This is a genomic window from Kaistella polysaccharea (genome assembly GCF_020410745.1).
In the GTDB taxonomy this organism is placed as follows: domain Bacteria; phylum Bacteroidota; class Bacteroidia; order Flavobacteriales; family Weeksellaceae; genus Kaistella; species Kaistella polysaccharea.
The window spans coordinates 1,754,371-1,768,330 of the sequence record NZ_CP084528.1 but is presented as its reverse complement, the minus strand read 5'-3'; the positions used below and the strand labels follow the sequence as shown (position 1 = coordinate 1,768,330).

The 13,960-nt window shown below is 36.4% G+C and carries 11 protein-coding genes; 3 read left to right on the top strand and 8 right to left on the bottom strand.

Going from position 1 to position 13,960, the window contains the following annotated elements:
* Positions 1-12 precede the first annotated feature (12 nt).
* From LC814_RS08260 to LC814_RS08225, 8 genes are all read right to left on the bottom strand, one after another.
* A complete protein-coding gene (locus LC814_RS08260) occupies positions 13-1,866 on the bottom strand; it encodes a DUF8458 domain-containing protein (RefSeq protein ID WP_226063467.1) in 1,854 nt (617 codons plus the stop codon).
* Position 1,867: 1 nt separating this feature from the next.
* Positions 1,868-2,434, bottom strand: a complete 567-nt coding sequence (locus LC814_RS08255; RefSeq protein WP_226063466.1) for an LptE family protein — start codon at positions 2,432-2,434, stop codon at positions 1,868-1,870.
* Positions 2,434-3,714: a sigma-54 interaction domain-containing protein gene (locus tag LC814_RS08250; RefSeq protein ID WP_226063465.1), complete on the bottom strand. Its 1,281-nt coding sequence runs from the start codon at positions 3,712-3,714 to the stop codon at positions 2,434-2,436. Before LC814_RS08250 ends, LC814_RS08255 begins: the two co-directional genes overlap by 1 nt.
* A 227-nt stretch (positions 3,715-3,941) precedes the next feature.
* Complete coding sequence (gene miaB, locus LC814_RS08245) at positions 3,942-5,375, bottom strand: tRNA (N6-isopentenyl adenosine(37)-C2)-methylthiotransferase MiaB (RefSeq protein WP_226063464.1); 1,434 nt, start codon at positions 5,373-5,375, stop codon at positions 3,942-3,944.
* Between the two features lie 203 nt (positions 5,376-5,578).
* A complete protein-coding gene (locus LC814_RS08240; RefSeq protein WP_226063463.1) occupies positions 5,579-6,070 on the bottom strand; it encodes a hypothetical protein in 492 nt (163 codons plus the stop codon).
* 66 nt (positions 6,071-6,136) lie between these two features.
* Positions 6,137-7,336, bottom strand: a complete 1,200-nt coding sequence (gene lysA / locus LC814_RS08235; RefSeq protein WP_226063462.1) for a diaminopimelate decarboxylase — start codon at positions 7,334-7,336, stop codon at positions 6,137-6,139.
* 203 nt (positions 7,337-7,539) lie between these two features.
* On the bottom strand, positions 7,540-8,766 hold the full coding sequence (locus LC814_RS08230; protein ID WP_226063461.1) for a 3'-5' exonuclease: 1,227 nt from the start codon (positions 8,764-8,766) through the stop codon (positions 7,540-7,542).
* 16 nt (positions 8,767-8,782) lie between these two features.
* The gene (locus LC814_RS08225) at positions 8,783-10,309 is read right to left on the bottom strand and encodes a helicase HerA-like domain-containing protein (RefSeq protein WP_226063460.1); all 1,527 of its coding nucleotides are present in this window, start codon (positions 10,307-10,309) and stop codon (positions 8,783-8,785) included.
* Positions 10,310-10,440: 131 nt separating this feature from the next.
* On the opposite strand from LC814_RS08225, the gene LC814_RS08220 reads away from it, so the two are divergent.
* The 3 genes from LC814_RS08220 to LC814_RS08210 all read left to right on the top strand — a co-directional run bounded on the left by LC814_RS08220 (position 10,441) and on the right by LC814_RS08210 (position 13,890).
* Positions 10,441-10,803 carry a hypothetical protein gene (locus LC814_RS08220; RefSeq protein WP_226063459.1) on the top strand — a complete coding sequence of 121 codons (363 nt, stop codon included), beginning with the start codon at positions 10,441-10,443 and terminating at the stop codon, positions 10,801-10,803.
* Between the two features lie 108 nt (positions 10,804-10,911).
* Positions 10,912-11,778: a FixH family protein gene (locus tag LC814_RS08215; RefSeq protein ID WP_226063458.1), complete on the top strand. Its 867-nt coding sequence runs from the start codon at positions 10,912-10,914 to the stop codon at positions 11,776-11,778.
* A gap of 123 nt (positions 11,779-11,901) precedes the next feature.
* Positions 11,902-13,890, top strand: a complete 1,989-nt coding sequence (locus LC814_RS08210) for a TonB-dependent receptor plug domain-containing protein (protein ID WP_226063457.1) — start codon at positions 11,902-11,904, stop codon at positions 13,888-13,890.
* Positions 13,891-13,960: the final 70 nt, after the last annotated feature.

Sequence of the window (13,960 nt, the reverse complement as noted above, 5' to 3'; positions counted from 1 at the left end):
CAGGTTTCCTTATTATTTATTCTGACGTAAAATCTTTATTTCTTTTATTTTATCCTCAAAATATGCTGCTTTCTCCGGATATTTTTCAGACAGTACATGAAACGCCTTAATTGCTTTTGCATATAATTTCTGTTCAACGTAAAGATTCGCTAAGGTTTCGGTCATTAGATGCCAAATGTCATCGGTTCTTTCTTTAATTACAAAATCAGATTCTTCTTTCAATTTAGAAATTTTAGGTTCCTTTTCGATAAAGTTTTCAATGACTTTGTTTTTAATTTCGGTAATCGAAATTTCAGTTTTATCCGCCTTATTATCGGTACGGTCAATTTTGAGCCAACTTTGCCAAGTGTTAATAAAATTTGGAATATTGCTTTCTTCTTTCGGTAGAGATTCAGTTTTTGTATTTTCAGTCGTAGATTTTTCTACATCTTTAATTTCTTCAACAGCTGCTTCTGGTTGAGGCGAAATAACTTCATTTTCAACTTCTTCAATATCGTTTGTTCCGTCTTGTTTATGTGATGGAATCTCTTCTAAAGGATCTTCAACAATTGGGTCAGCAGCGATATTCTTCTCAGAGAATCTTTTTGAAACTTGACTTTCTGATATACTGGTCGAAAATGACATCGGTTTCCATGTCGTGGCTACTTCAGGAGAAATATCGGATTGCTTTTCTTCGTCTTTGCTCGCAATTTTTTCCAGCTGTGAATCTGTTTTTTCAACAGGATTTGTTTCAGCTTTAAATGAAGGAGTTATTTCTGTGTCTTTGATAATTTCGAAAGATTGGGTCTCAGAAAAATTCACTTCTGCGCTACCCGCAACATCTTCTGGCGTTTCCGTTTTCACCTTTTTAGAAGATTTCATTTTCGCTTCTACTTCCGCAATCAAGCGTTTCATTTCTTCTTCATGCTTATTGAAGGAAGGTTTTGGAGCTTTCGTAATTAAGGCTTTAGGTTCCTGAGATTCAATTTTAACTTCAGGTAAAAATTCATCTAACCCATGAAAGCTAAGTTTCGCCGAATCCGTAATTACCTCTTTTTGCGCGGTAATATCTTCTTCGTGAATTATTTTTTCTTTCGTAAAGTTTTCCCCAACCGAACTATCTCCGAATTTCTCTGCATCCACTGCTTCAGGAGTTTCACCTTCTATTTCTGATGTTTCTGGAATTTCTAGAATTTCTGTGGAAATTTCAGAATTGTCATTACCAGATATATGATCGTTTGACTTTGCAACTTCTATTTTCTCACTGTTTAAAATTTCAATTTCAGGAATTTTGTTTAAGTTGGTTTCTTCGATCGGAACATGATTATCTGAAATTGTAGCGCTTGATTTACCGGTTTTCTCATCTGATTGCTGAGTTACAATCTTCCCAGATTCCAGAGTAGATTCCAAATCGATAACTTCAGGTTCACGCGTCAGAAAATCTTCTTCTCCGGGAAATAAAATGCGGTTAAGTTCTCCATTAACATAAACCTTTCCGGGAAGCTCAACTTCTTTGGATTCAATCGCCGTGTACTTTTCATGAGATTCTTCAGGGTTAACATCAGGTAGGTTTTCCACAGAATCAGATGTGTTATCTACGTCTACAATAATATTTTGCTGATCATCGGACTCAGTTACAAGTTGCACTTTTTCTTCACCTTTTGAATTGATAAGTTGGTAAAGGATTTTTTTATCTGTGGTGTAGGCCGCGGTTATAGATAGTTCATGGGCATAATTTTCCGGATTTAAACGGTGAGTGCCGACCAAATATAAAGCCCGTAAACTCTGGATATACGGATGTTTCGTGATTTCCTTTTTCAGCAAATCTAAGTCGGTGAGCTGTATTAATTCAGGGTTTTGTGCTAATTCTAAAATTCGTCCGTTCATCTTACCAGTTGGCTACAATATCATTAAAAATTTTATTGATGATTCTTTCGTTCACCAATTTTACCTGCGACACTTCGATCGCATTTATATCTAAATCGCTGCTGAATACGGCTTCATCAGAATAAGTTCTGTCGAAACTTTTTTCAGGTTCAATTTTATTTTCATAATGCACTTTTACAACAATAGTCAGCTTGTTTTGGGCGGCCTGAATATTTCCACCGGGCGCATTTACCGCGCTTGAAATGGTTGTTGGCGTAATGGCATAATCTGTAATCTCGCCCTCAATTAAAATGTCTGGGCGATCTTTGGTTCCTTTTAAAGTCGTGCGCTGCAGAAATCTGTTCTGTATTGCCGTCGAAAATTCCTGAGACAAACTCGCGTTCATCAAAGGCGCATTATTCGGGAAATCTCTAATTTCAATCGTCTTCGTGTCTGCACTTAAAGACGAACCTGTAAAACTATAACAAGAACTTAAAAGAGCCAATGGAAAAAAACCAATGAAAAAGAGCCAAAAAGAGCGACTATTCTTGGTTGTAATTGAATATTTTGCGAGCTGAAATTTTATCATCAGTCTTCTAAATTGTATTGTTTTATTTTGCGATAAAGTGTACGCTGCGAGATACCCAATTCATCGGCAGCTTTGTTACGGCGCCCTTTGTGTTTATCTAACGCTTTTACGATCAGTTCTCTTTCATTATTTTGAAGCGAAAGTGAATCTGCTTTTGTTTCTTCAATTTCAATGTCTTCTACATCATCATAATTTTCATCAGTATCAGAAATGATCGAAGAGCCTTGATATGAATTTTGTTTTTTATTTTCAAAATAAAGCAGTGAATTGGGATTTTGTGCTTGAGCTTCCGGTGTGAAAACACGATTAATTAGGTTTTTCTCCTGATGGCTCAGATCACCATTTCCACGGTTTTTTATCAGTTCTGAAGTGAGCGATTTCAAATCATTAAGATCATTACGCATATCAAAAAGAATTTTATACATAATTTCTCTTTCAGAATGAAATTCGTTTGGAGTAACTCCACCCCCTTTTTGAATGACTGCAGGAAGTTGACTTTGAATGGGAATATATTCGGCTAATTTCTGGGAATTTACCGTTCTTTCCTGTTCTACAACAGTCATTTGTTCTACCAAATTTCTCAACTGGCGAACATTGCCGGGAAATGCATAGTTTTCTAAATAATTTACCGCATCATTGGTCAACACCAATTCGGGCATTCTGTATTTTTCGGCAAAATCAATGGCAAATTTTCTAAAAAGTAAATGAACATCACCTTTTCTTTCTCGCAAAGCAGGCATGTCAATTTGCACGGTATTGAGTCGATAATATAAATCTTCCCGAAATCTTCCATTATTAATGGCATTGAGCATATTAACATTGGTTGCGGCTACGATTCTTACATTGGTTTTTTGAACTTGAGAAGAACCTACTTTCATAAATTCACCACTTTCTAAAACACGAAGTAAACGAACCTGCGTTTGCACGGGTAATTCACCAACTTCATCTAAAAATATAGTTCCACCATCTGCAACCTCGAAATATCCTTTTCGGGTGGAAGTGGCACCTGTAAAAGCACCTTTTTCGTGTCCAAATAATTCAGAATCAATAGTTCCTTCTGGTATCGCACCACAGTTCACCACAATGTAAGGTTGGTGTTTTCTTCGGGATTCGCTGTGAATTATTTTAGGAATATATTCTTTACCAACGCCACTTTCACCCATGACCAAAACGGAAATATCAGTGGGCGCCACTTGAATGGCTTTTTGCAAAGCACGGTTTAGCACCGGATAATTTCCGATAATGCCGAAGCGTGTTTTTATGGATTGTAATTCTGCCATTTTTGTCTTTATATACTGTACAATGTAAAAAGTACAATGTTTTTAATTATTAAACCAACTTGGTTTTTCTACATGATCTGCAGCTCGACTTATACTGAGCTCTTTTAATTGGTGACTGAGCTTTTAGTGGCAGTTGAACCTGTCGAAACTAAGTCAGCAATAAAAAAAGCGGGATCCCCTTCGACAAGCTCAGGATAAATTTAGGCGGAAATGTCTGCCCAAATAAGCTAAACCGTTTCCCCCAAAAGCGTTCCCTGTGTATTTCCATAAACGAAAACGGTCACTAAGTCACCTAATTTCTGACCTTCTAATTTATCGAAAACGCAAACTGCATTTTGAGAATTACGGCCTTTCCACTGGTTTTCATTTTTTCTTGATGTTCCTTCGATTAAAACTTCATGAGTTCGGCCAACATAACCTTGCATTCTTTTACGGGAAAGTTCGCCTTGTAATGCGATGACTTCAGCCAATCTTCTTTGTTTAACATCTGCTGGAATATCGTCTTCCATTTTCTTTTCTGCTGGAGTTCCAGGACGTTCGGAATAAGAGAACATATAACCGTAATCGTATTCTACTTCTCGCATGAGCGATAAAGTCATCTGATGATCTTCTTCAGTTTCACCGCAAAATCCGATAATCATATCTTGTGAAAACGAAACCTCGGGAATGAGTTCTTTTGCTTTATTAATTAGGGCCAAATATTCTGCGCGGGTATGCTGACGGTTCATTTTGTCCAACATTCTGTCGCTTCCACTTTGTACGGGAAGGTGAACGTATTTGCAGATATTATCGTACTTCGCCATCACTATAAAAACTTCCGTACTCATATCATGAGGATTGGAAGTGGAAAATCGAATTCTCATTTTCGGAACCGCAATCGCAACCATTTCCATCAATTGTGCAAAATTAATTGCGGTCAACTGCTGAATTTCAGTGGCTTTTTTAAAGTCTTTTTTGGCACCACCGCCGAACCAGAGATAAGAATCTACGTTTTGTCCGAGCAAGGTGATTTCTTTGTATCCATTATTCCAAAGTTCTTTACATTCTTCAATAATCGAATGAGGATCGCGGCTACGCTCCCGTCCACGCGTGAAGGGAACAACGCAGAATGTACACATATTATCGCAACCTCTGGTGATCGTCACAAAAGCGGTAACGCCGTTTCCGCCCAAACGAACCGGACTGATATCTGCGTACGTTTCTTCTTTGGATAAGATGACATTAATGGCATCTCGGCCGCCTTCAGTTTCTTTGAGTAGATTGGGTAAATCTCTGTACGCATCGGGACCAACGACCAAATCGACCAGTTGTTCTTCTTCTAAAAATTTGGTTTTCAAACGTTCAGCCATACAACCCAAAACGCCCACTGTTAAGTTTGGTTTTTCTTTCTTTAAATTTTTGAATTGAGAAAGTCGCATCCGAACGGTCTGTTCTGCTTTTTCACGAATTGAGCACGTATTTAATAAAATTAAATCGGCTTCTTCGGGGAGTAAAGTCGTGTTGTAACCTTGCTCGTTTAGGATCGAAGCAACGATTTCAGAATCAGAGAAATTCATCTGACAGCCGTAGCTTTCCAAAAATAACTTCTTAGAATTTTGTGGTTTTTCTGCGATCGCAAAGGCTTCGCCCTGTTTGGTTTCGTCTATATATTTTTCTTGCACTTTCTTAAAAATTTGAAATATGAATTTTACTTTGAAAATTCAAAATGTGAGTGCAAAGATAAGAATTTCTGTGACAGAATGGCAGAAATGCTTTAAATTCCCCTAATTTTTTCTAAGCCTTAAAACAGGCGATTTCCTCCTTAAATAGAAAAAACTTTGCAACGAATCACAAAGTTTAAACATCAATTATTGTTAAGAGTTACTTAAATATCTGCACTTTCAGTTATAAAATTCATCTTAATTCTGAGTTTTGAATCAATTGGAATATTATTACATTTAGAAGGTGTCCAGGTTTTTTTTATTTTTCGCACAGCGAATTTTAAATCACGCAGAAACATTTCGCTATTCTCGACTTTCGGAACAATATTAAGCTGCGTCATTTTTCCCTCTTTGTCAATATCAATTTGGAGAAAGAACGTTCCATTAACTACATAAACTTCTTTATCTACGTACGCTGAAATATATTTAAAAAGTTCTCGGCTAAAATTGACATCGCCTCCTTCAAATTGCGCTCTTCTAAATTCTGAACCGTTGTCACAAAGGCTATTTTTGTAATAATCGTAGGGTTTTTTTATATCTACCCTAAAGAAATTTTTGCTGGTTTCAGAGAAGAAAAATCCTTCCTGCAATTCTTCAATTTCCTGCGCCTGAAAAAACACAGACGTAAAAATCAATAAGAATAAAAATCTTTTCATAATCCTATAATTAAAAGATAAAATTACGAAAAACCTTTCTTCAAAAAGGATAGAATAACATGACTTTTATAATACTTCAATTTGATTTTTGAGCAAATCATCAAATTCTTCTCTTCTTCTAATAAGGTGTGCTTTTCCGTCCAAGAAAAACACTTCAGCGGGTTTTAAGCGCGAATTAAAGTTGGAACTCATTTCAAATCCGTAGGCGCCAGCATTTCTAAATACCAGGATATCGCCTTCGCGAACTTCATGAAGTTTTCTGTCCCACGCAAACGTATCTGTTTCGCAGATATTTCCCACAACCGTATAAATTCTTTCTGCTCCTTTTGGATTGGATAAATTTTCGATGATATGATAAGAATCGTAAAACATGGGGCGAATCAGGTGGTTAAATCCTGAATTAATCCCTACAAAAACGGTAGCCGTAGTTTGTTTGATCACATTTGATTTTACAATGAAATGACCGCTTTTACTCACTAAATATTTGCCGGGTTCAAACCATAATTGAAATTTACGTCCGCTTTCTTTATGATAGTCAGTGAGGGCTTTTTCCACTTTTTTTCCCAAAGCTTTCACATCGGTCTCCAGATCGCCGTCTTGATAGGGAACTTTAAAGCCGCTTCCCATATCGATATATTTTAAATCGGGGAAATGTTCTGCGAGTTCGAACATTATTTCGAGACCTTGTAAAAAAACGTCGGCATCTTTTATCTCACTTCCCGTATGCATGTGAAGTCCCTCAATCAATAGATTGGTAGATTTCATAACGCGTTCAATGTGGCGAAGTTGATGAATAGAGATTCCAAACTTAGAATCGATATGACCTGTTGAAATTTTATGATTTCCGCCCGCGTAAATATGTGGATTTATCCGTACGAAAATGGGATAAGTGTGCCCAAATTTAGTTCCGAACTGTTCCAGAATCGAAATATTATCGATGTTAATATGAACCTTCAATTCCATCGCTTCTTCTATTTCCTGCAAATCAACGCAGTTTGGCGTAAACAAAATTTTGTCGTGGGAAAAACCAGCTTTTAATCCCAACTTCACCTCGTTGATCGAAACGCAGTCTAAACTGGCACCTAAATTTTTTATATATTTTAAAATATTAATGTTCGTGAGAGCCTTCGCTGCATAAAAAAATCGTGTGCTTTTATGAAATGAAGAGGTGAGTTTCTCATAGTGATTTTTGATGCTTTCTGCATCGTAGACATAAACTGGGGTTCCGAATTCTTCGGCAATTTTCAGTAAGTTTTTATCAGTCATAAATAATTTTTTGAAATTAAAAAAGCAGACCCGAAAGAGTCTGCTTTACAATATTAAAAAACACGAGCTCTTAATCCACACAATTTGCCTTAGAGAAAAACTTCTTTCCCTTTGCGATAAACAGTTTTGAAGATTTAAGAATAACCATTTTTATTTGCTAAAATTTTGACAAAAATAAAATTTTTAATTTAATTTTTACTAATTTATTTTTGTGGAAGAGATATAATTTCAAAATCTCCTCGTAAAAGTCCCAGTTTTAAATCATTTTGCAAATCGGTTGTAGAGAAATCGATATCGATTTTTATACTGGAAAGTTTGTTCAAAGTTTCAATCTGCGTATAAAGTTCATAAAAACCGTAAGCGCTTAGTTTTTCCTTTTCGAAAAGTAAAAAAGATTTTTCACCTAAAACGCGACCGGTAGTAATCCAAAGCGCATTTTCACGACTAATGGATAATAAATCGGCAAGTTTTTTTGGATCTTCAAACACTTTTCGGGATTGAATAAAACTTACTGCTTTGCTGCCTTGGGTAAAAGATCTAAATTTCAGAAAAGGTTCTACACTCAATTGATTGTTTATTTTATCTGTAAAATATTTTCCGTTTTTATAATAGAGACCAAAGGGCAAAGACTCACCTTTTTTAATTCCTTTTGTTCTCATCATGAGTTTTGCCAGAATATCGTTGCCGGTTAATTCATAATGGACCTGTTCTGTTTTTTCTTGAATTGAGGTCCACTTTTTTGATTTTGCATTGAAGATGATCTTCGATGATTTATTGAGATCATCCACAAAATCACTGAAGATAATTTTACCGTTCGTGTCTTGAAAGTAGAGAATACCTTTTTCTGCCGGTAAATCCTGAGTTAAATCCCGAATTTTGTTGAGATAGGTTTTTGCATTCACTTCATCGTGATGTTGCTGTATAATTTCAGAGTTTTTATCTTTAATCATCAACAATTTGAAAAGCTCTAAAGTCGCACGCGCGTCACCAGATGCGCGGTGTTGATCTACCAGAGGAATACCAAGGGATTTCACCAATTTTCCGAGCGAATAACTTTCGGCGGTGGGAATCAGTTTTTTCGCAAGAGGAATCGTATCTAATGTATTAATTTTAAATTCATAACCCAATCGTTTAAATTCCTGGCGAAGCATTCGGTAATCAAATTCAATATTGTGCCCGACCAAAGTAGTATTCTGCGTTATTTCTACAACTCTTTTTGCAATTTCATGGAATTTCGGTGCTGTTATGACCATTTTTGGGGAAATCTTGGTGAGTTTCTGCACAAACGGCGTGATGGAACTTTCGGGATTTACCAAAGAAATAAACTGATCAACGATATGATGACCATCGTATTTATAGACTGCAATTTCAATAATGCTCTCCTGCCTGAAACCTGCGCCGTTACTTTCTATATCAATTACTGAGTACAAAATTTATGTTCTTAAATTATCTTTTTCTTCCGCCTAAGCCAAACATTCCCAAAACAAACTTGGCGCCTTCTCGCGCAAGTGTTGTGGTGAAAGTTCTGCCGGCGCGTGATTTCATTACATTTTCAAAAACTCCTGGTTCTTCTTTTACTGGGCGTGATTTTACAGTTACTGGCGATTCCTGTACTGCCTGTTCCATTCTGCTCGTTAACATTTCGTAAGCAGAATCTTTGTTCACTGTCTGTTCATATTTTGCGACCATCGCGGAGCGACTTGTAAGATCGGCGATTTCTGCTGCATTTAAAATATCCATTCTAGATTCTGGTGATATTAAAAAGGTGTGAACCAAAGGAGTAGGAATTCCTTTTTCATCTAATGCAGTTATAAAAGCTTCCCCAATTCCCAGATTTTGAATTAATTCTTTCGAATTATAAAACTCCGTAATCGGGTAGTTTTCTACGGCCTTAGAAATTTCTTTTCGGTCTTTTGCGGTAAAGCCTCGCAAAGCATGTTGAATTTTTAAACCGAGCTGAGAAAGAACATTCTCTGGTACATCGCCCGGAATTTGGGTAATAAAATAAATTCCGACTCCTTTTGAGCGAATTAATTTTACCATGGTTTCGATCTGACTTAGAAGCGTTTTAGAAGCTTCTTTAAAAATTAAGTGCGCTTCATCAATAAACAAAACCAGCTTCGGTTTTCCGGAATCACCTTCTTCTGGCAAAGTCATATAAATTTCTGCAAAAAGAGATAACATAAAGGTTGAAAATAGTTGAGGTTTACTCTGAATATTATCAACTCTTAAAATATTGACCACGCCTTTACCGTCGCGTTGCTGAATTAAATCGTGAATGTCAAAACTTGGTTCTCCGAAGAAGGTCGCTGCGCCCTGTTGTTCCATTGCAACGATTGATCTTAAAATCGCTCCTAAAGATGCGGGAGAAATAGACCCATAGTTATTCGTTAAATCTGCCTTTCCCTGTGGATTATCGGTAACATATTGCAGCACCTTTTTCAAATCATCTAAGTCAACAAGAGGCAAACCTTTGTCGTCACAGTATTTAAAGACAATAGAAATAATGCTTTGTTGAGTATCATTAAGGTCTAAAATTTTAGAGAGCAAAAGCGGTCCAAATTCTGTAACCGTAGCGCGAAGTTTTACGCCGGGTGCCCCAGAAATTGTCATCAATTCCACCGGAAAAGATTGTGCTTCATAGGGAAGTTGAGTTTTTGCGTAACGCTCTTTAATAATATCATTTTCATTTCCCTGAACTGCAATTCCAGAAAAATCTCCTTTAATATCGAGGACGAGAGAAGGAACTCCGGCATGTGATAATTGCTCCGCAAAAACCTGAACTGTCTTGGTTTTTCCCGTTCCCGTGGCTCCAGCAATTAAACCGTGTCGGTTGATTGTTTTCAGGGGAAGTGTAACATTTACCTCCGTTACGACTTCGCCGTCGAGCATGCCTTTTCCTAAAGTGATGAATTCGCCTTTTGGCGTGTACCGCGCGGTAAGTTCTTCTACGAATTTCGCTTTGTCTGCCATTTCATTATTTTTCAAGTGTTAAAGATAAAAAATATTACAGAGTTTAAATTATTCTGAACTTAAATATTAGAATGGAATACTGATGAAAATCATTTTTAAATAAGAGTTATTAGTCTTAATTTTGACAAGTCATGAAATCCATATTAAGCATCTTATTTTCAATCGTTATTTTGGGCGCTAGTCTTCAAAATGGTTTGTTGATGCTTGATTATAAAATCAATCAGGATTTCTATGAAATTCACTGTATTAATAAAGCAAAGCCAGAAATGGATTGCCATGGTAAATGTCAGGCCAAAGAGGAAAATGAAAAATCGACTAATCCTTTTAATTTGGTTAAATATTCCTTTGAGTTTAATATTTTGCCAGCAAAAACTGCTGAATTTTCCATAATGAAAGAATCGTGTGTTTTGGCAACGATTCCCCAATTTGCTTATCAGGATCAATTTGTTCCAGAAATTATTCTAGGAATAGTTCCACAGCCGCCGCAAGTATAACTTTAACTCTTTTTTAAAACTTTATTCCAGTAAGAAATAAAGTAAAATTCCTTCTTTTTTTGTGTAAAGAGAAGCGTATTCCTAAAGTTAGACTTAAAAATTATCAAAATGAAATTTTCTTTCAAAACTATATTTGCCTTATTGGCAATGGCTTTTCTTGTCGCCGCATGTCGTACTTCTGATTCTGATGAACCACTAAATCCTGTTAATCCAACTGCAGAAATTGAAGGCTTTTTAAAAATCAAAGAAATTACGAACGCCACTCATATAATTGAGCTTTATTCTAAATCAGGGATGACCCATTTGGGATATAATGATCTTAAGCTACGTATCAAAAATAAATCTACAAACCAGTATGAAAAGGGAGCAAATGTTACATGGACGCCGTTAATGCATATGGCAACAATGGCACATTCCTGCCCGAGATCAGGCCTGCAGAAAAGTAGTGTTGATGGTTCAGTTTATGGCGGTTATATAGTTTTTCAAATGCCGGAAAATGAATCTGAATATTGGGATATTAACATTGAGTATTCTATTGATTCGGTAAGTTATACAGCAACAAGTGTTTTGAAAGTTCCTGCGTCGGAAAAAAAAACAGTCAATGCTTTTCTGGGAAATGACAATATAAAATATATCATTGCTTATATAGAACCAACATCTCCGAAAGTGGCTACAAATGATTTGGTTTTAGGAGTTTGGAAAATGCAGGATATGATGAATTATCCTCTTGTAGATGGACTTACGGTTAAGGTTGACCCAAGAATGCCTGGAATGGGCAACCACAGCTCTCCAAACAATGTCGCAGCTAAACAAACTGCCGCGGGGAAATTATACAGTGGAAAATTATCATTAACCATGACCGGTTATTGGAAGCTAAATTTACAATTACTGAACCCCGATGGTTCAGTCGTCAAGGGTGAAGAAGTTTCTGAAAGCAATTTATCCAGCTCTATTTTTTTCGAAATTGATTTTTAATTCTTTTACCAAGTACAAAACGAAACCAGTTTTTCTTTTACGGTAAACTGGTTCCATTTTTATCGCTTAGAAAAATCACTGTTTTCTGAAAAAATCCAGAAAGCGACATTCTAAATTATTATTATGAAACAACTTATAATATTATCCTTTCTCCTATTATATTCCTTTAATTTTAAAGCGCAGATGGTTCAGGATTCCGGGAAATCTCATCATATACAAGAAGTAATCGTAATTGGTGCAACCAAAGTTTCAACCAAAGAAAACAAGCCATTGGGTTCAATAGACGAATACCTGCAGAAATCTTCAAAAGTTGATATGATTAAACGCGGTGCGTACGCATGGGAACCGCTTATTAATGGAATGCCTACCGAAAGGACGTTAGTAACCATCGATGGAATGCGAATTTTTGGTGCCTGTACGGATAAGATGGACCCTATCACTTCTTATATTGAAGTGTCAAACCTCATGGAAGCCAGTATCAGTTCCGGTCAGGAGGGATCTTGCCACGGAAATACCATTGGAGGATCCATCGACTTGAAAAGAAATAAATCTATTTTCGGAACAGAAAAATGGAATTTTAATGTGAATAGTGGCTTCGAGTCGGTAAATATGCAAAAGATCTTGGGTGCTGAAGCGAAATATAAATCGCAGAAGTTTTATAGCGATGTCAATTTTATGCGTCGTGATGCTGAAAATTATGAAGCCGGCGGAAATGTAGAAATTCCCTATTCCAAGTTCAAAAAAGTAAATGTTTCAGGAGTTTCGGGTTTTAAGATTGGTGAAAATAAGTTAGTGGAAGCTTCCGTAATTTATGATAAAGCCACTGATGTAGGATATCCCGCGTTGCCAATGGATGTCTCGCTTGCGGAAGCGCTCATCACTTCGTTTAAGTTTCAAATATTGCCGGTAAATAATTTTTTTAAAAGTTGGGAAGCTAAAGTTTACTTCAATAATATTATGCACAGAATGGATGATACCAAAAGACCTACTGTTCCTATTCATATGGATATGCCGGGTTGGAGTAAAACTTTTGGTTACTATTCCCATCTCAAATCTATTGTTAGAAATCATAATCTATTACTGAACATTAATGGATTTTATAATAAATCGTCTGCTGAGATGACCATGTATCCGAATGACAAAAGCGAAAAATTAATGTTTATGTTAACGTGGCCAGATGTAAAAACGCTTGCTCAGGCGTTGTATATGGAAGATCAAGTGCAAATGGATGAGCATTCAAGTCTAAAATTATCTGCGTCGGTAACCGCTCATCAGAATAAAATTGAAAGCGAATTTGGCCTAAACAGCCTGCAGATTTTTTATCCTGAAATGAACGCGGAAAAAACGCGGATTTTGAAAAGTTTCGCGACGAATTATCAGTTTGATAACAATTCTTTTCAAGCTGGCCTTGGTTTGGGATATGGAGACAGAGCACCGTCTGTGTCAGAAGGTTATGGTTTCTATTTATTCAACAGTTTCGAGCGATACGATTATATAGGTAATCCCAATTTGAAAAATGAAACGTCGTTGGAAGCAAATGCATTCCTGGGAATAAAACGGGAAAAATACAGTTCGAAATTATCTGCATCTTACTTTCATATCTCAAATTATATTGTGGGGAAAATTATTAATGATTTAGTTCCAATGACAATTGGTGCGCGTGGCGTGAAAAATTATACAGCGCTTGAGCACGCTGGGATTTTTAATATCAGTTTAAATACCGAATTCCAAATTGCTGAAACGCTAAAGTGGAGTTCGCAACTTGTTTACACGCGCGGTAAAGACAGTGAAGGGCAAAATCTCCCATTTATGAGTCCATTTGGTTATCAGACTTCCTTAAAATTCGATCTGAATAAATGGTCCTCAGAATTTTTAATGACAGGAAATACAAAACATGAAAAATATGCGATGATCTACGGAGAATCTGAGACACCAGCATATTTTCTTCTCAATTTTAATTTGGGTTATCAACTTTCGGTGGGAGGAACCAAAGTTTTTGCAAAGGCCGGCATAGAGAATATCTTCGACAGATATTATACAACTTACGCAGACTGGAATCAAATACCTAGACCTGGCCGTAACTTCTTTATCAATTTAAATTTTAATCTATAGGAGTTTAGAATTCTGTCAAACATCATAGAAGTTCAAAAAAATTTGCAGAAAATTTTGAGTAAATTTGTAA

Coding starts and splice junctions, on each gene's coding strand:
- LC814_RS08260 (WP_226063467.1), bottom strand. CDS start 1,866: ATGAACGGACGAATTTTAGAATTAGCACAAAACCCTGAATTAATACAG.
- LC814_RS08255 (WP_226063466.1), bottom strand. CDS start 2,434: ATGATAAAATTTCAGCTCGCAAAATATTCAATTACAACCAAGAATAGT.
- LC814_RS08250 (WP_226063465.1), bottom strand. CDS start 3,714: ATGGCAGAATTACAATCCATAAAAACACGCTTCGGCATTATCGGAAAT.
- LC814_RS08240 (WP_226063463.1), bottom strand. CDS start 6,070: ATGAAAAGATTTTTATTCTTATTGATTTTTACGTCTGTGTTTTTTCAG.
- lysA (WP_226063462.1), bottom strand. CDS start 7,336: ATGACTGATAAAAACTTACTGAAAATTGCCGAAGAATTCGGAACCCCA.
- LC814_RS08225 (WP_226063460.1), bottom strand. CDS start 10,309: ATGGCAGACAAAGCGAAATTCGTAGAAGAACTTACCGCGCGGTACACG.
- LC814_RS08220 (WP_226063459.1), top strand. CDS start 10,441: ATGAAATCCATATTAAGCATCTTATTTTCAATCGTTATTTTGGGCGCT.
- LC814_RS08215 (WP_226063458.1), top strand. CDS start 10,912: ATGAAATTTTCTTTCAAAACTATATTTGCCTTATTGGCAATGGCTTTT.
- LC814_RS08210 (WP_226063457.1), top strand. CDS start 11,902: ATGAAACAACTTATAATATTATCCTTTCTCCTATTATATTCCTTTAAT.